At 41.9% G+C, this 17,858-nt stretch carries 14 protein-coding genes; 4 read left to right on the top strand and 10 right to left on the bottom strand.

Going from position 1 to position 17,858, the window contains the following annotated elements:
- The first annotated feature begins 205 nt into the window (after positions 1-205).
- The 4 genes from hflX (at position 206) to M0221_RS01995 (ending at position 4,378) form a co-directional block, all read left to right on the top strand.
- The gene (gene hflX / locus M0221_RS02010) at positions 206-1,675 is read left to right on the top strand and encodes a ribosome rescue GTPase HflX (RefSeq protein ID WP_011512764.1); all 1,470 of its coding nucleotides are present in this window, start codon (positions 206-208) and stop codon (positions 1,673-1,675) included.
- A 283-nt stretch (positions 1,676-1,958) separates the two neighbouring features.
- Positions 1,959-2,387, top strand: coding sequence for a hypothetical protein (locus tag M0221_RS02005; RefSeq protein ID WP_011512763.1), 429 nt, complete (start codon positions 1,959-1,961; stop codon positions 2,385-2,387).
- Between the two features lie 31 nt (positions 2,388-2,418).
- On the top strand, positions 2,419-3,108 hold the full coding sequence (locus M0221_RS02000) for an LrgB family protein (protein WP_011512762.1): 690 nt from the start codon (positions 2,419-2,421) through the stop codon (positions 3,106-3,108).
- 448 nt (positions 3,109-3,556) lie between these two features.
- The gene (locus M0221_RS01995) at positions 3,557-4,378 is read left to right on the top strand and encodes a lytic transglycosylase domain-containing protein (protein ID WP_483284210.1); all 822 of its coding nucleotides are present in this window, start codon (positions 3,557-3,559) and stop codon (positions 4,376-4,378) included.
- Between the two features lie 135 nt (positions 4,379-4,513).
- Here the strand turns inward: M0221_RS01995 and tsf are convergent, their stop codons facing one another.
- From tsf to M0221_RS01945, 10 genes are all read right to left on the bottom strand, one after another.
- A complete protein-coding gene (gene tsf / locus M0221_RS01990) occupies positions 4,514-5,398 on the bottom strand; it encodes a translation elongation factor Ts (RefSeq protein ID WP_483284209.1) in 885 nt (294 codons plus the stop codon).
- Positions 5,399-5,654: 256 nt separating this feature from the next.
- Positions 5,655-6,449: a 30S ribosomal protein S2 gene (gene rpsB / locus M0221_RS01985; RefSeq protein ID WP_011279657.1), complete on the bottom strand. Its 795-nt coding sequence runs from the start codon at positions 6,447-6,449 to the stop codon at positions 5,655-5,657.
- Between the two features lie 355 nt (positions 6,450-6,804).
- Positions 6,805-7,254, bottom strand: coding sequence for a chemotaxis protein CheX (locus M0221_RS01980; RefSeq protein ID WP_020442731.1), 450 nt, complete (start codon positions 7,252-7,254; stop codon positions 6,805-6,807).
- A 41-nt stretch (positions 7,255-7,295) separates the two neighbouring features.
- Positions 7,296-7,745: a chemotaxis protein CheX gene (locus tag M0221_RS01975; RefSeq protein WP_011512756.1), complete on the bottom strand. Its 450-nt coding sequence runs from the start codon at positions 7,743-7,745 to the stop codon at positions 7,296-7,298.
- A 46-nt stretch (positions 7,746-7,791) separates the two neighbouring features.
- Positions 7,792-8,154: a response regulator gene (locus M0221_RS01970; protein ID WP_011512755.1), complete on the bottom strand. Its 363-nt coding sequence runs from the start codon at positions 8,152-8,154 to the stop codon at positions 7,792-7,794.
- A gap of 20 nt (positions 8,155-8,174) precedes the next feature.
- Positions 8,175-10,376: an ATP-binding protein gene (locus M0221_RS01965; RefSeq protein WP_483284208.1), complete on the bottom strand. Its 2,202-nt coding sequence runs from the start codon at positions 10,374-10,376 to the stop codon at positions 8,175-8,177.
- A 12-nt stretch (positions 10,377-10,388) separates the two neighbouring features.
- On the bottom strand, positions 10,389-11,261 hold the full coding sequence (locus tag M0221_RS01960) for a transporter substrate-binding domain-containing protein (RefSeq protein WP_011512753.1): 873 nt from the start codon (positions 11,259-11,261) through the stop codon (positions 10,389-10,391).
- A 356-nt stretch (positions 11,262-11,617) separates the two neighbouring features.
- Positions 11,618-12,877 carry a multidrug effflux MFS transporter gene (locus M0221_RS01955; protein ID WP_483284207.1) on the bottom strand — a complete coding sequence of 420 codons (1,260 nt, stop codon included), beginning with the start codon at positions 12,875-12,877 and terminating at the stop codon, positions 11,618-11,620.
- 197 nt (positions 12,878-13,074) lie between these two features.
- Positions 13,075-13,887, bottom strand: a complete 813-nt coding sequence (locus M0221_RS01950) for a crotonase/enoyl-CoA hydratase family protein (RefSeq protein WP_483284206.1) — start codon at positions 13,885-13,887, stop codon at positions 13,075-13,077.
- Positions 13,888-14,013: 126 nt separating this feature from the next.
- Positions 14,014-17,523: an ATP-binding protein gene (locus tag M0221_RS01945; RefSeq protein ID WP_483284205.1), complete on the bottom strand. Its 3,510-nt coding sequence runs from the start codon at positions 17,521-17,523 to the stop codon at positions 14,014-14,016.
- Between the last annotated feature and the right edge of the window lie 335 nt (positions 17,524-17,858).

Genomic DNA, 17,858 nt, shown 5'->3' with positions numbered 1-17,858 from the left:
CATAAAATCATCGCTAATTGTGTGAATACGCTTTAATATCAACTGATAAGACCACATATAAATGGTTATCTGAACGCAACTAAGATAGTTATTCTATTTAGATAAGCTTGGTAATTTATTCAATGTATTGAATAAATTCCATTAGGAATAATATTTAGAATAAGCAGCGTTGCGATTTATTTACTTTATGGATAGGTGATACTCTTTGGAATATTTTGAAAGACATACCGGTGGCGAGCGCGCCATCATTGTACATTTAGACATCCGCCAAATTCAAGATCCTGATGATTTAGGGGAATTTGAATTATTGGCAGACTCAGCAGGCGCAGACCGCTTGGCACTGGTCACAGGCTCACGTGCACGCCCTGACGCCAGATATTTTGTTGGTAGCGGCAAAGCAGAAGAGATAGCAGAACTGGTGCGCGAGCATGATGCGGACATCGTGCTTTTTAACCACAGCTTATCGCCTTCACAAGAGCGTAACATTGAAGCCTTGGTACAATGCCGCGTACTTGATCGCACGGGTCTGATTTTGGACATTTTCGCGCAGCGTGCACGTACTTACGAAGGTAAGCTACAAGTAGAGCTGGCACAGCTTAACCATTTGTCGACACGTTTGGTACGTGGTTGGACGCATTTGGAACGTCAAAAAGGGGGTATTGGTCTACGTGGACCCGGTGAAACCCAGCTTGAGACGGATCGTCGCTTGCTACAAGTGCGAGTCATGCAGCTCAAAAGTAGAATCGAAAAAGTCAGACAGACGCGTGCGCAAGGTCGAGCTCGCCGTCAAAAATCAGATGTACCGACTATTTCGCTTGTGGGTTATACCAATGCTGGTAAGTCTACTTTGTTTAATCGCTTGGTCGATGAAAACATTTATGCGGCCGACAAACTGTTTGCGACACTCGATCCGACGTTACGCCGCTTAGATTGGCAAGGTGTAGGACGTGTGGTACTGGTCGACACAGTAGGTTTTGTCCGTCATCTTCCACATGAATTGGTTGAATCTTTCCATGCGACCTTAGAAGAGACACTTGAAGCAGACCTATTGCTCCATGTCATCGATTCTTCGAGCGAAGACATGCATGAGCAAATTCAGGCGGTGAAAGATGTACTGGCTGAAATTGATAATGATGTGCCTGTGCTTAATGTCTACAACAAGATTGATGTGACCGATGAGCCTGCACGTATCGGTTATGCTAGCGAAGGTCAACCCAACCGCGTCTATGTTTCTTCTAGAGAAAACTTAGGCATGGAAGAGTTGTCATTGGCCGTGCAGCAATTACTAACTGGCACACTGACCACCTTTGATTTGACCCTACCTTATAGCGCAGGGCAGTTAAAAAATGCTTTGTATGAGCTCGGCGTTATTCAAGAAGAAAGCTATGATGACAGTGGTCATGAGTGCTTAACGATTCGCTTGCCAAGCGATAGACTGAGACAGTTACTTGGTCAAGCCAACTTAGAGCCTCTAGATGTATTGCCATTAGCGCAAGCAACATTGCTGATGCCGATACTTGAAGAGTTTGAGCAGCCTGATGATGTGGAAGAACAAACGATGACGGATGCTGAAGAAAAAGCGTTTGCTGAATTTGAGGCGTTAAATGCTGAAGCTGAGAGAGTAGCGGAAGACTTGCTGATAGAAGATACTCAAACATCCGACTTGCAAAAATAAGTCATTTACTTAACATACTTTGAATAAAATTAAAAAGGACGCTATTTATTAATAGTGTCCTTTTTAATGCTGAATCAACATAGCGTACAAGAGAAACTCGTATTAGCAACAGCTATATATCGATGTATCGATTTTATTACTTACAGACTATATGGTCACTATTGACCGATACGCTTTATTAGTTGCGATACTATATATATAATCTTTTATATACTGCACTCGTGAATCTCCTCTCACTCATCTTTTTACTCTTTTATCTATCCCTGACGTGGTCCACTTGCTTATGAAGTCTACCCATTCTTCAAAAATGCCCTTATGGATGGCATTACTCCTGACGCTCACCATTGTCGTTACTGTGCGTGAGTCGGCAGTATTTGTCTGTCAGTTGGCGGGTATTGAAAAAGCGGCCAATATCGTCGGCTTACTGACCATGTTTTTTATTCTGATGATTTGGCGATTTATCAAAGGTATTCCAGGCTGGCTTACCCAAGCGAGTAATACTTTACTTGTCGATAGTGGCTTTGCTTTTTTGCCAGTTTCAGCCGGTGCAGGCTTGCTGTTATTTGCTTTAGGAGATGAGCTATGGGGCTTTATGCTTACCATACTGATTAGTACGCTGATACCGATTTGGGGATTTGCCGTGTTATCCAATCGTTGGCTGAACCGTAATAATGATATGAACGGCAACACTACCATTAATGAGCAAAAATGACAGCCTTGAGCGGTATGGATAAAGGAATCTTATGAGTTTTGATAATGTGTTTGTGGCAACCTTTACCGCGATATTACTGACTTTAGCAGCCCATGTAATTGCTCGCATATTGGCACGCAAACTTTCATGGTTACCGATGGTCATTACCGCACTAGTATTGGTCGTTATATTTCTATTCATTTTCCAATGGGATTACAATCATTATTATGCCGTTGCCAAACCCGTTTTTGACCATCTATTAGGTTATGTCACTGTCTTATTGGCAATACCTTTGGCTGCCATGAATTTCAAAGGTTTACCCATCAAGAAACTTGTCTTGATTGTGGCGATGGCGAGTTTGATTGGCGCATTATTACCGATGTCATTAGCCTATCTATTTTCACTCAGTCACGATACGATATTAGCATTTGCCAGTCGTTCAGTGACCACGCCGATTGGTCTGAGCATCGCAGATTTAATCAAAGCACCTCTAGCGATGGCAAACCTGATTATTATCGTTTCAGGTCTCATTGGCGGGACATTAGCGCGTTTCTTATTTATTGGCATTGAAGATGACCGTGCCAAAGGCTTAGCGCTTGGCTTAGTCGCTCATGCGTTCGGCACTGTAGAAGCATGGCAAATCAGTCATACAGCGGGCAGATATGCCGCGTTTGGCTTAGCAGTGAATGGTTTGGTCACTGCTGTCTGGGTACCTATATTTATCACAGCACTGTCTGCTTAATAGTCCTTTAATACAGCACTGCTATTCTAATACGGCTGCGAATATTTAGATTCATCGTGTATTTCAATGCTTTTTGGCAAATATTAGTGATAATAGCCCTCCTCTATTTTGCCTTCACTGTAAATGGTCTGTCGCTACTTCTGACCTCGCACTCAATAAGGTACACTGCAATACCATATTGATTTTATTAAAAATTTTTACAATTTAAATGTTTGTTTGGCCAGCTTGTCAGGGCAATCAGATGTAGTAAAAAGTTATTATATGTTATAGTAAGCAACTATTATTTTTTGTATCTATTGCAATTGGTTTTGTTAACCGTGGTTCTGCGTTGTAGTACTTAAGCTTAGTGACTATGAAATATTGCAGACAGGATAACCGCTTTATTGCGCAAACCAATGCGTCCATAAGCAAGGCAATTTGCTACTACTCGATAAAAAGTGATAACCCTATGATAAATGTTGCACCTTTCATAACCCGCTGCTTGTCTCCCGTTTTACTCACCGCCGTTGCCCTATCTAGCCTACCTATCGCTGCTCAAGCAGGCAATATGTATATCTATAAAGACAAAGGCGGACAAGTACTTCTCACCAACGTCAATCCCAGTGGTAATTTTGATAAATTTACTAAAAAAGTAAAAGTCACTTACTATAAAGATTCTAGTCTATATGATGGTAGTAGTAGCAGTAATAGCAATGACTATGGGAGCAGCTCTGCAAGCAGCAGCGGGACTCGTAACTCTTATGATAGCTATATTATTGCTTCAGCGCAGCGCCACGGTGTCGATCCAGGACTTATGAAAGCCATGATGCATACTGAGTCAGCCTTTAATCCCAATGCTCGTTCACCAGTCGGTGCGCAGGGTTTAATGCAGCTAATGCCAGCTACAGCACGTCGATTTAAAGTGAGTAACCCTTGGAATCCTGCTGATAATATTGAAGGTTCTGCCAAATATATCGCTTGGCTGATGCGCCGCTTTAACAACAACGTCGAGTTTGCGGTCGCGGGTTATAATGCAGGTGAAGGTAACGTCGATAAATATAATGGCATTCCACCGTTCAAAGAAACGCGTAACTATGTCAAAAGTGTGATGAGCCGCTATCATAGCCTATATAAAAATGACTCAGGGCTATCTGGTAATACGATGAATGCTAATAATAGCAATACCGCCAATACCAGTAATGGCGGTGGCATGCAAAACGTTAGTTATGGCACGAGTAGCAACAGTAATAGCGCAAGCTATGCCAACTCTGCTTATTTAGCATTGCGTTAATCCAAAATAAAAATCACAGACATAAAAAAACCCGTTAAATAAATAACGGGCTTTTTTATGCTCGATTGCTTCTTATATCAAACAATCTATAAGTACTGAGCAAAAACAAACTCAGTACTTACTGCATTTTAAAACTTACTTGTTAGCTAGTGCTTGAGTAGCAGCAACTTCAGCAGCGAAGTCTTCTTGCTTTTTCTCAATGCCTTCACCGACTTCTAGACGTTTGAAACCAAGTACTTTTACGCCTTCAGCTTTTAGTACGTCACCAACTTTTTTCTCATTGTCCATAACGTATGGCTGACGTAATAAAGTAACTTCTTCTAGGTACTTACGTAGACCACCTTCGATCATTTTTTCAACGATGTTGTCAGGCTTGCCAGACTCACGTGCTTTTGCTTCAATGATGTCTTTTTCGCGCGCTAATAAATCAGCAGCGACGTCTTCATCAGAAACAGCAACAGGGTTGAATGCAGCGATGTGCATAGCAAGGTTTTTACCAGTTTCTGCACTGCCGCCTTCATAAGATACCACTACGCCGATACGTAGACCATGGCGGTATGCAGCAATGTTAGCGCCTTCAAGTACTTCAACACGGCGGATTTGGATATTCTCACCGATTTTTTGTACTAGAGATACACGTGCTTCTTCAACTGTTTGACCATTGCCATATGGCAATTCAGCGATAGCAGCTACGTCAGTCACATTGTTTTCTAATGCAAGGTTCGCGACTGTTTCTGCAAATGCAGCGAAGTTTTCGTCTTTTGCAACGAAGTCAGTTTGGCAGTTGACTTCTAACAAGAATGCCTTACTGTCGCCTTGAGCGATGATGATAGCGCCGTCAGCTGCGATGTTACCCGCTTTTTTAGCCGCTTTTGCTTGACCAGATTTACGTAGGTTATCAATGGCAGTTTCGACATCACCGTTTGATTCTTCTAACGCTTTTTTACATTCCATCATGCCAAGACCAGTACGGTCACGCAATTCTTTTACCATTTTGGCAGATACTTTTACTTCTGACATAAGAGTTACCTTTTATTATGTAGGTGAGCATTATTATATATGGGAGTGCACGATATCTAAACGCATTTGAATTCTGTATAGCGGCTTAACAACGCCACTTTAACAAATCCGCTTTAACAATAAGGCATGACGAGTAATACTACATCATGCCTATTGTTTGTCTTTATGCTGTCTATACTATAAGTCATGTTATATGGCTGTTAATAGAAAAACTATCAAGGCAGCCTTACAACATTAAACCATATCACTCAGCGATTTATTCTGCTGGAGTAGCAGCTTCTTCAGTTTGAGCATCAGCCGCTTCTTCAGTAGCAGGTGCTTCTTGCTCAGCTTTACCACCAGCTTGAGTTTGTGCGTATTCTTTACCGGCGATGATTGCATCAGCCATAGAAGTTACGTACAAAGTCACAGCACGGATAGCATCATCGTTTGCTGGGATGATGTAATCAACGTTATCAGGGTTAGAGTTAGTATCAACGATACCGATAACTGGGATACCTAGGTTTTTAGCTTCTTTGATAGCGATTGCTTCATGATCTACGTCTACAACGAAGATTGCGTCAGGTAGACCGCCCATGTCTTTGATACCGCCCAATGAACGCTCAAGTTTTTCCATATCGCGAGTACGCTCTAACGCTTCACGCTTGGTAAGCTTAGCGAAAGTACCATCTTCAGCTTGTTTTTCTAGCTCTTTTAGACGATTGATTGACTGACGTAATGTTTTCCAGTTAGTCAACATACCACCTAACCAGCGATGGTCAACGTATGGCATGCCAGCACGTGCTGCTTGCTCAGCGATAACGCCGCTAGCTGCGCGTTTAGTACCAACAAATAATACTTTGTTTTTCTTAGCAGCTAAGCCGTTAACGTAAGTCAATGCTTCGTTAAACGCTTTTACAGTGTGCTCAAGGTTAATGATGTGAATCTTGTTACGGGCACCAAAAATATATGGACCCATTTTTGGATTCCAAAAACGTGTTTGGTGACCAAAGTGAGCGCCGGCTTGTAATAGGTCGCGCATTTCGATTTTGGTTGGATTCTTTGTAGCCATGTTAAATGTCCTGTTGGTTGGGTTATGCCTCCACATCACAAAAACTGCCTATCTAGCGACACGCATCTGCTATGAGTTAGATGAAATAAAGCACCTAGCCGTGAAGCAAATTAATCAAGTCGCCAAACACCCAGCAATTTTTTGCCATGATGTGTGTGTCATTGGTTGATGGGTTGATTAAAAAAACTGAGCTACGATTTGAACGTACAGAATACTATATGATAAAAAATAGCTGGGCTGTATCTTATCATATAACGCTTAGCGACTGCTAGCGCTATTATAAGGTTTAAGTGGATGATAATGCATAAAAAAAACGACGGTGAGACGTCGTTTTTTTAATCAATTTAGAATAAGATTAAGCGATACTGATACCGATAACTGCTTTATAGCCTCGCCAGGTAAATGGCGTGACATAGCTTTGGCGGTCTTTTGGCAGATAAGGGATGCTGGGTATCCCTTCAATAATCTTAGGAGGTGAGATAATAAAATCGGCACCAAACTCGGTGCGAGCGTTACCAGAGATGGTATTTGCCATCTCACCCAACAAGTCTTTCATCATCGTCATAGAAGAGTCAGGCTCGCCCATCACTTTGATAACTTCACGCAACATATTGCTTGGGGCACTGACATAGACACAGCCTTCAAGCGGTCCAGATATTTTAATCATGCCACTATAATCATAACCAACAGCATTTTTATTACTGTTTAGGTAAGGCGTATCAATGACCACTGCCTCGGCATCAATCTGCGCAAAAAATGCGCTGATTGAACTTAAAAAGACGCCTAACTTTTCTACATTAACCATAATTGTTCATCGTCCATAGTTATCAGCACGGGGTTGTGTAATCAATCTTGCAAACAAACCACAATCTCTCCGATTTGACTGCGCCAACTCACTGGAATGATAAAAGAACGTCCACTTTTAGGCAAAATGATACTTTGCGGCGAGCCTTTAAAGACAAACGGGACAGAGATATGAAATTCTGGACCAAACTCGTGACGAGCATTACCCGAAACCGTATTGGCAACCTCGCCTGCTAAATCGACCAGATTGTCCTCACTTTTATCTATCTCGCCCATACTGTCTAGAATACTGCTCAATAGCGCCGTGGTCGCCGTAAAATAAACCACCCCTTTTTGTACCCCTGATATACCAATGACGCCCGTATAATCATGGACTTTTGGCTGTTGGTTTTCTAACAAGTAAGGCGTATCGACCACCAACTCATCATTACCAAACTGAGTAAAATAGTTGGTAATGATACTCACAAAAATTTGTAAATTTTGCTCTTTCATAATGTGTGTTCTTTAATAAGGTATTTATTAAAATTATTGGACAATATTAGTCTTGTACCAACTCATACAAAGACTCTACCAGCTCTTCTTCTGAAAAAGGCTTGCACAAGAACCCACTCGCGCCCAATGATAACGCTTCAATGCCAGTAGATTTGTCAGACAAGGCTGAGACCACCAAGATACGAACGTCAGGGTCGATAGCAATGATTTTTTCAATACATTCAAGACCGTCCATTTGTGGCATGGTCAAATCCATGGTCACCACATCTGGACGATGGATATTGAACTTTTCAAGCGCTTGAACCCCGCTGGTTGCCGTAGCAACCAACATGAATTGACCCGAGTCATAAGCGCGCTGAATACGGTTTCGAATGATATTTGAATCATCGACGATCATTAATTTATACATAGATTTTTTATTGTCCTTAATTACGCAGCAGGCAAGGTAATGACAAAACGGGTCATTTTTCCAAGCTCAGTATTTACATTCAGCTTACCGTTGTGCTCTTTGACCAACGCCTTGATAACGTCTAAGCCCACACCACGACCGCCATCTTCATCGGCATGTTCTTTGGTCGAGAAACCAGAAGCAAACAAAGTTTTGAGCAGATCACCATGAGTCATCTGACTTGCCTCTTCTTGCGTGAAACGACCATCAGCAATCAGCTTATGGCGAATGCCTTCATAATCAATACCTTGACCATCATCTTGCAGTGCGATGATTAAGTTTTGACTGTCACGTTGCATCTCTAAATCAATGCTACCGATGGCAGACTTGCCCGCTGACTGACGCGCTTCAGGTGATTCGATACCATGTACCACTGCATTACGTAGCAACTGAATACTGATTTCTTTGATCGGTTGTTTGAGGCGTTCAGGGATGTTTATATGTGCTAAATTATGACCATTAAGCTGTATTTTCTTGCCTTGTCTAACAGCAATGTCTTTAGCAAAATCTTGGTAATAAGAGAGATGCTCGTCATCTGACTCATCGCTCAAATCGATCTCATTACCGCCATCGACATTTATGTTAGTGGTAGCAACGTCTGCTACTTGAGATTGGACAACACTTGGTTGTGGTGCAGTCTTTACTGGCATTACAGGTTTTGCATTATTGTTAGCTTTTGGCGCTGCCTGATTGATACGTTCACCTAGCGTTTCAATGGTATTCGATAGGCTCAATAAGTCATCTAAATGCACGGCGAGCGGTAAGAAGTTATTACCCGACAGCTTGCCTTGATTTTGCAGCGCATCAAGCTTGTCTTCAGCGTCTGACGCGATCTTGGTAAAGCTATGCAGTTTAAGCGCAGATGCCTCGCCTTTTAGGCTATGCATTTCACGATAAATCGCTTTTAGCTTACCCTCAAGCTCAAATTGCGAGCTACCAGGGTTTTTCAAGATATTGTTCATCTTATCGATGTGAGCTTTGGTATTACTAATAAACTCATTAATAATTTTTGGATTCACGTTTAAGATGGTCGTCAACATCTCAATCTGCATATCATTTTGCGAGCGTTCTTTTTCTAGGCGCTGCTCTAAATATACTGCATCTGAGACGTCATTGACGTTGACCAAAATACGGGCAATGTCTTTATCTTCATAGACGCGTGAAAACTTAAAGTCTAAGAAGCGACTGGTCGTACTCTCCTCTCCAGACGCATTGTGTAGCATGACTTTATGCAAAGGATTCAAAGAATCAACCAGCTTTTCTTTGACACGTGGATTGTATAACTGCTCGATAAACTGACGGGTGGTTCTCAAATCCTTGTCTGAAATACGGCCACGCAGTACATCAGCAAAGTTTTCTCCTGCCAACCTATCCTCACCAATAATGCCGTTAAGCGCGCGAGAATGCTGCTGACCAATATTCAAGTCCTTATCCAACAAGAACAGGCCGGTATTAACCGTTTCCATAATTTCTTGCGTTTCACGACGAGCGGCCAACGCTTCAGCATCGGTATCACGCAGACGACGTACAAAGAAAAATACGAAGATTAGGAAGTAAGCAAAAATAGCTGCAACCCCTAATATCTGAATTAGGCGGATAGTGTCTGCTTGGCGTTCAGCGTTGATAAACACTTCATCGGTGAGCTGGTCTAACGAATCGTTAATTAGTAGACTCGATGTTTTTGCCTGTTCAACCGCTTGAATCAATTCATCAGATGAATCGACCATGATGTTGTCAGCGTCTTTAAGGTAAGTCTGAATCTTAGGCTCTAAAAGTAACCACTGCTCATTCGCCGCAGCGACTTTGGTTTGAGAGTTATTATTAATCTTCGGTAAGTCATAGCTTTTACCATCGACATCGGTAATTTCACCACCCTGTTCAATGGCAGTGATAGAGCTAGTAATAAGCGCTGTATTTTGCTCCAAACGCTCTAATACTCGTTGTATATGCGGCGAGTTGGTGTCTTCACCGTAACTGCTGTCCAAGTCGAATAAGTCTTTAATTACCGCTTGGGCGCTATTAGCAACTTGGTTGGTTTTATCAATTAAAACTGTATTTCTTTCAAGCAAGCTTGAGGTATAAAAAGTAAACGCTAGCAAGGCGCCAATCAAAGATAAAAATAATGCAATCGAAATAATCAGACTGCGATAGCGCTTATTATCGACATTGTGTGTGGTTGCCATCTTTATAGTCCCTTAGCTCGATTGCTGATTATTTGAAGTACTTTTGGTCGCAGGCTCAGTCGCACCCAGCCATTTCTCTTCAATCTCTTTAAATGTGCCTTTTGCTTTTAGCTTGGTAATGCCTTCATTTACACTCTTGATCAGCTTGGTATTTTCTTTTGCCATCAACACGACTTGCTGTGCTGAAGGCGCATCCGCTGCTTCATAAGGGACAATCTTAACTTTATGTTCTGGATAACCTTTTATAATGTATTGCAAAACTGGCATATCATATAAGAACACATCAGTATTACCTTGAACTAAGTCCTGATAAGCCAAAAATGCAGTAGATCTTGAAACCAGCTCAACTGAGCTGCCCATCTCTTTTAGAGTGTCTTCTTCTTTAGAACCCTCTAAAGTACCTGTTTTTAGACCTTTGATATCATTTAAATCTTTGATATCAAACTTTCCTTCCAAATACATAATAGTAGCTGGATTGAAAAAGTAAGGCGTTGATAGACCATATCTAATTGCACGATCATCTTTATAAGAAATACCAGAAATAGCTAAATCACGCTTTCCTGATTCCACACTATCGAACATATCCTGCCATGACTCTTTGTAGAATTCGACTTTAAAGCCTTGCTCTTCCCCAATGGCTCTAATCGAATCGACATCAGTGCCTTGCATGTTGCCATAATCATCTTGAAATGAGAAAGGCGGTAAATCACCAGTCATTGCCACTTTTAATGTCGGTGCTGTAGCAGGAAGTTTACTGACAAAATTGTCTTTATGTTCCGTTACTGTTGCGCCAGCTGCATTAGCGTTGTCTTGGGTAGAAGAATTTCCACACCCAAATAAGCCTACACTCAATATAATCGGTAATGCTCGATATAATAGTTTCATCTCTTATCCTTAAGCCTCAATTTTATTCAAAAAATCAATTTTAAAAACAATTCTGTAAGTTTAAGAAAGGTATAAAAAACACTTAATTACAGAAAATTACCTTAGATAATAATTGAGCAACTCAGTCATTGCAATCACTTTGTTTTGTCAAGACAAACAATTGTTTATATATAGCTATAAATGTATATACAATATATAAATCAAGTTCAAGATTTTTACCTATCAAGCTAAGCGTACTGAGGCTTGTACTAAAAATAGATATTATTAATAATGAATAAAAAAAAGCATTCAGACGATGTATACGTACTGAATGCTTTTTTAATTATGAGTATTAATAAATAGAATTTGTTAGTTAATTAATCTGCATTATCTAAATCCAAATTACGGTCTATCTGCCAAATTAAATAGCAACCAAGACTCATCAGTGCAAACATCGCGATACCGATTTTCAGTACTGGATTGACAGGGAATAAGTTTAATAACAATCCACCAAAGATACCTACTGAGAACATAAGCGAGCCTTGTAGCGCACTGGCCATACCAGCACGGCGCTTTTGAAAAGCGAGCGCAATCGCTGAAGCGTTGGGCTGTGTCAAACCTAGACCTGAGATACAAAAGAAAATACAGACTAAGACCAATGGCAACCAAGCATCCGTGCCAAATACAATGCCGAGGATAAATAGAGCCCCTGCTGAGATGACCTGCATCATCGCACCAAAACGTAAAATACTCAAAATACGGAAGCGATTGGTCAGCCATTGGTTAAGCTGCGTCAATGCCACAAAGCCTGCGGCATTCATACCAAAGAGCCAGCCAAAATGTGTGGCTGACATACCATAGGTATCCATGATAAGTTCAGAGGCTGAGCTGATATAAACGAACATTGCGCCCATCAATAACCCGCCGCCAATCGCCGGATAGTTAAAGGTGGGATCTCTAAGCAAATCCCAATATTGACTGAGTATCTCTTTGGCAGGACGCACAGTGCGGTTTTCTTCGCTAAGGGTCTCAAAAAAGAAAAATTTGGTCAGTAATAAATTTAACGTGCCAAAAGCCGCCAAAAACCAAAAGATAGAATGCCAGCTAAAATACTGCAAAAACACTGCGCCAAGTGATGGCGCTAATATCGGCGCTAAGCCCATTACCAAAATCATGATAGAAAACGCTTTTGCCGTTTGCTTAGCGGTTAGACGGTCTCGAATCGCAGCACGGGTAACCACTGCCCCTACGCAAGCACCGAGCGCTTGCAAGGTACGACCAGCGAACAACACGTATTCATTGTTGGTGGTTGCACAAATAATAGAGGCAATCACATATAAGACCATGCCTATATATAAAGGCTTGACACGGCCAACGCGGTCACTAAAGGGACCATAAAACAATTGACCAAATACCAACCCGACAAAGTAAGCAGGTACGGAGTTTGCCATAAAGGCCGTCGACACACCAAAGTCATCTGCCATCGATGGTAACGCTGGCAGATACATATCAATAGATAAAGGTCCTACCGCAACGATAAGACCCAGCATCATAATCCATGCGACAGGTAAATCGGCAGAGCGCACGCGGTCAGCAGCAAGCGGTTTATTAGAAAGGGGGGATTTTGGAGCAGACATAGTTAAACCATTTGATCTAGTGATTGTTATTTTATTTTTATCGACGAACCGCTACGCAAGCAGACAGTCTTATATCGCACTGTCTGCCTATATTTCAATAGAGGTATCACGTTAATAAAACAAACTTTAATCAATAAAACAATGGTTCGTTTGAAATAAGATGAAGTCATTTAAAACAATAAGCTATCTAAACTGTATTAACGGAACTGGCGCTTGCCAAATACAGTACTGGCTTGCTTCGCTTTTCTAAGGGCAAGTTTACGATTGCGACCGAACATCATCTTTAATTGCCAGACTTTTTCTATATATAAAGTAGTCGCAGATTGTTCAAACATGGCATTGATAACGCGTTTACTTGCCAGCACGGCATCTGGTGACCGTTCAGAAAATTCAGCGGCAAGTTGCTGCGCTTGCTCAAGTGGCGTCTCACTGCAATGACTGACCAATCCTAGCTCTTTGCCCTGCTCTGCACTAACGATACGGGCTGTCATTGCCAGCTCTTTTAGGATATCAGCGCGTACCACGCCAAAACCAGATTGCGTCAAGCCCATATCTGGTACTAGTCCCCATTTCGCTTCCATAATAGCCAATTTACAATCAGGACGGCTGATACGAATATCACATGCCAGCGCCAGCTGTAAGCCTGCACCGATACAATACCCTTCAAGCACTGCAATGACAGGTACTGGGACATCGCGCCATACTAAGCACACGCGCTGAAATGAGCTTTGCCAAGGTTTGATCAACTCCCATAGCGCAAAAACTTGGTTTTTGGGGTGATTTAAGTCGCCCAAATCGATACCTGCGCAGAAGGTGCCTTCAGCGCCATTTAAAATCACTGCACGTATCGTTTTGTCTTTACTAATGCGCCCGGCTACCGCAATCAACTCTTCGACCACTTTAAAGCTCATGGCATTTTTTTTCTCAGGTCGATTGATTGTCACGGTTAAAATATCATCAGTCGCGCTAACTTGCAGTGTTTCATATTGGTAGGTGGCGATAGTGTGCATAATCATCCTTAATAATTGAAATAATAGCTTATATATAGAGTGATATTAACAGCCTTGCCTATCTCCTACCTTATCAATAACTGACTGCCACGATATCGTTAGCTCTTAGCATCATAAAACTTCTCCTTAAATCATTTTCCAAGTCATATCATTTTCACTTAGACGATGGTAATTAAGCTGCGGATAAGCAGACAAATCCAGCGTTTGCAAATTGTTCAAAGCGGTTAATAAAGCCTCATAGTAAGGCTCTAACATTGCAAACTGTGCAGGCGTGGTATGCTGGATATTTAATAAACACTTATCTTCTAAATCTTGGCTGGCTTGGCGCAGTTGTGGCACGCCCGTATAACGACTGCCGCCCAATATCCGATGAGCGATTTGCGCGAGCATACTGCGATTGTGTGCCTCCCATGCTTGCGTCAATGCTTGTTTTTCCTCATTAATGGTATCAAGCATCATAATGATTAGCTTGGCAGCAAGATCTGGCTTATTGGCTGATCGCGTCAATGCATCTTGCCAATCTAGAATATCCAAGGTATTAAATACAGAAGCATTTAAGTTATTGTCGTTTTGCAGATACACAGTACTGACTGATAGTTCATCTTTATTATCATCGAGTGTTTGAATAGAACGCGTACCAAATGCCGCCTGCCCTTGTTCTTGAAAACGCAGGTTTTCATAGCGTGGCTGCGTTTCGCGCAGGTTTTCACGTCGATAGTCTTCACGTGGTTGACTGTCACGCAGGTAGTCATCACGGATTTTTTTCAGTGACAGAGGTCGCTTCACTCTTTTCTCATTGCTCATCTTGGTAGGTTTATAACTCTGAACCTGCTCGCTTCGAATCATTTGATAGGTAGGCGGCGCTGCATTTTTAGGCGCAGACGAGGAAGGTTGCAGCATCATATTTGGTACATCAGAATTTTGAGCGTCAATGGTTTTTGACTCTAATACTTGTAAGTCACCTGCTATGCCAAGACCTTGTGGATGCTCATCATTTTCTGCCGTCAATGGTGATGACGACGCATTACGCCCAAGCCATTTTTGTAATACTTGTAGCAGCTGCGGCTGGCTAATAGGCTTACCAACATAATCATTGATACCACTAGCGACTAATTTATCCCGCTCGTCTGCTAGCCCATGTGCAGTCAGTGCAATAATGGGAATATGACTATCTGCGGCTTCAATCTTACGGATTTGTCTCGCCGCCTCATGCCCTGACATACGTGGCATTTGAATATCCATAAAGATAAGATCGATCCTATCTTTAGGTTGTGCGTTACCCTTTTCTTCTGTCGTTACGTCTTCGATATGTAACGTGCTAACCACTGATTTACTGACATCATCTCGCGTGACCGCTTTTGAGATTTGAGTTTTTTTCGACAGGCTTTGTTTTTCAGTTTTAGTAGCTTTGATATTTTTCGCTTGTTGTTTACTGATTAGCTCTATCGCATCAAATCCGTTACTGGCCGTAATAACATGAATACCAAGCTCGCTCAGCAGCGCATCAAGCACCAGTAAGTTTGGCAAATGATCGTCAACTGCCAATACGGTAACCCCTTTCCAACGTGGTTCTGCGATACCAGTAGGTACGCTACGCTTTTGCGTATCTAGCATGGCATATAACTGTCTCTTGTCTAATGGCTCATACAAGATATTGGCATGGTAACGATTGAGTAGTGCTTGATCAGCGGCAACTTGATAACCAAAGACGGCCAGTTTACCTTGATAATGTAGACGGATTTGCTTAAGCAGCGCCATCATATCGTCTTGGGTATCATCATCAACGATGACCCAGTCCCAATAGTTACCACGCTCTTTTAACGATTCAAGCAAACCTGGCAAAGAATTGGCTTGGGTTAGCTTAATAGGCAAATGATGCAGACTAGCTTTCAGTACTTGTATAGACGCGGTATGATTAATCCAAATAAGAACATTAAATTCATCAGTCGCACTTGCCAATGGTGCCAATACGGGCAGCTCAATGGTTTGTCCTGTCGCTGCCTCTACCACATCAACATGTGCGGGCATACGAAACCAAAAAGTTGCGCCTTGATTGGAAATATTCTCTTGCATATTGTCATAAAAACCAATATCGCCGCCCATCAGCCGTGTTAATTGTTTAGAGATGACCAGACCCAATCCTGTGCCACCATATTGACGCGTGATGGATGGGTCTCCTTGACTAAAGCTTTGAAAGAGCATTTTTTGATCAGACAGCGAGATGCCTTTACCACTGTCTTGCACGCTAATCATCAAATAATTGTCTTGATAGTCATCTAAACTGACGCGCACCACCACGTCACCGCTATCAGTAAATTTAATCGCATTGCCAACAATATTGGTTAGTACTTGTTTGAGGCGCAGCGCATCACCATTGATACGCATTGGCACATCGTTGTAGAACAGTACCGCCATGCGCAGACCTTTTTCTGCAGACACTGGCGACAGCATATCGACCACATCATAGATAGTGTCATAAAGATCAAACTCATGGCGATCTAGTACCAACTTGCCCGCTTCGATTTTAGAGAAATCAAGCACATCATTGACCAATGCCAATAAGTGCGCAGACGATTTGCGGATGGTTTGTACATACAAGTCTTGCTCAGGATTGAGCTCACCGTGACGCGCGAGCAAATTAATAAAACCATCAATGCTATTGAGTGGCGTACGCAGCTCATGACTGATATTGGCTAAAAACGCTGATTTGGCTTGGCTGGTTGAGATTGCCGCATCACGCGCATTACGAATAGAGATGTTTTGCATCTCCATCTCATCAAAAGCAAGACGCAAATCATCTTCGGTCTGCTCCGCATGCTCTTTCAGCTCTTGGAAACTGACATATAAACGGCGTAATGTTCTCACCAAGTCTTGTTGTAATAGATTTAGCTCACCATTCGACTCAACGGGGATAGGCTGATAAAGATTATCGACGTGAGTACGCTGTAATTGCAGCCGCAGCTCATAAATCGGCGCAATCCAACGTTTTGAATAAATGTTTAAACTTAGTAGTAGAATTAATAATGTAAACAAACCGGTAATCACCAATGCCATAGCGATACGATAGCGCGCAATATAAAGCGGCTCACTATCCATATCGACTAATAACCACAGTGTCTGACCCTCAAATTCACCTAGTATACTGCCGTAAGCGGTACCGATAGGAGTGGATTTTTGCGCTAAAAAACGCTCTGATGGATCGATTGCAGGCCACGCCTCTTCCGTACCATAGCCAACTGTAGCGAGTATGTCGTTGCTCTGATTGACAATAGCGATACGCTGAACATGTTGCTCTGCCCGCATACGTCTGAGTTTATCTTGGATGCCTTCTAACTTTGCAATCGCAGCTTGCGAGACTTTATTATTATTGTCATCAGCGTTTTCATTATTATTTTCTGAAGTCTGTATCTTGGCAGCATCTTGCTCTAACAGCTCAGGTATTATCTCTGCAATCGTAGGTGAATAGCGGATAAGCACCGCCTCAGCCAACACTGCTTGCTCTGAATTACTGGCACGCATGGTTTCATAAAACACCAAGATACCGCCCACTGCTGCGAGTAAACAGATGGGCAAAAATACCAATATGACCAGCTGACCATAGGCACTACTGGTATCAAAACGTTTTTTGTGAGCCATACTGGGCACCATCTCCACTACTGTTTTTGTTACTGGCATTTTACAATGCTTTGACTGACCGCTTAGGCATCATCTATTAACGACTATATAGATTATGATTATCTTAACAGGATTCCATTAGCCGCTGTTAGACAATCATCGATAAAGCTATCTGCGTTAAGCGCCATCAAAAACAAGATGATACAATGTCGCAAATTTTTATTTTCCATAATAAATACCTGACAGTCACGATGTATTGACTTATTATTGACGCATTTATAAAAACATGGTTATTTAACACTTTAATACCATAATCTTATCAAATAATAAAAACGCTGCCGTTACCTCAAAGTATT

The organism is Psychrobacter sp. ANT206, from assembly GCF_056880555.1.
This window is presented reverse-complemented; position numbering and strand designations above follow the sequence as displayed.

What these genes read in the sequence shown, in the direction of transcription:
- tsf (WP_483284209.1), bottom strand. Translation starts at nt 5,398, where the DNA reads ATGTCAGAAGTAAAAGTATCTGCCAAAATGGTAAAAGAATTGCGTGAC.
- M0221_RS01950 (WP_483284206.1), bottom strand. Translation starts at nt 13,887, where the DNA reads ATGCACACTATCGCCACCTACCAATATGAAACACTGCAAGTTAGCGCG.
- M0221_RS02005 (WP_011512763.1), top strand. Translation starts at nt 1,959, where the DNA reads ATGAAGTCTACCCATTCTTCAAAAATGCCCTTATGGATGGCATTACTC.
- M0221_RS01960 (WP_011512753.1), bottom strand. Translation starts at nt 11,261, where the DNA reads ATGAAACTATTATATCGAGCATTACCGATTATATTGAGTGTAGGCTTA.
- M0221_RS01975 (WP_011512756.1), bottom strand. Translation starts at nt 7,745, where the DNA reads ATGAAAGAGCAAAATTTACAAATTTTTGTGAGTATCATTACCAACTAT.
- rpsB (WP_011279657.1), bottom strand. Translation starts at nt 6,449, where the DNA reads ATGGCTACAAAGAATCCAACCAAAATCGAAATGCGCGACCTATTACAA.
- M0221_RS01995 (WP_483284210.1), top strand. Translation starts at nt 3,557, where the DNA reads ATGATAAATGTTGCACCTTTCATAACCCGCTGCTTGTCTCCCGTTTTA.
- M0221_RS01980 (WP_020442731.1), bottom strand. Translation starts at nt 7,254, where the DNA reads ATGGTTAATGTAGAAAAGTTAGGCGTCTTTTTAAGTTCAATCAGCGCA.
- M0221_RS01945 (WP_483284205.1), bottom strand. Translation starts at nt 17,523, where the DNA reads ATGGCTCACAAAAAACGTTTTGATACCAGTAGTGCCTATGGTCAGCTG.
- M0221_RS01965 (WP_483284208.1), bottom strand. Translation starts at nt 10,376, where the DNA reads ATGGCAACCACACACAATGTCGATAATAAGCGCTATCGCAGTCTGATT.
- M0221_RS01955 (WP_483284207.1), bottom strand. Translation starts at nt 12,877, where the DNA reads ATGTCTGCTCCAAAATCCCCCCTTTCTAATAAACCGCTTGCTGCTGAC.
- M0221_RS01970 (WP_011512755.1), bottom strand. Translation starts at nt 8,154, where the DNA reads ATGTATAAATTAATGATCGTCGATGATTCAAATATCATTCGAAACCGT.
- M0221_RS02000 (WP_011512762.1), top strand. Translation starts at nt 2,419, where the DNA reads ATGAGTTTTGATAATGTGTTTGTGGCAACCTTTACCGCGATATTACTG.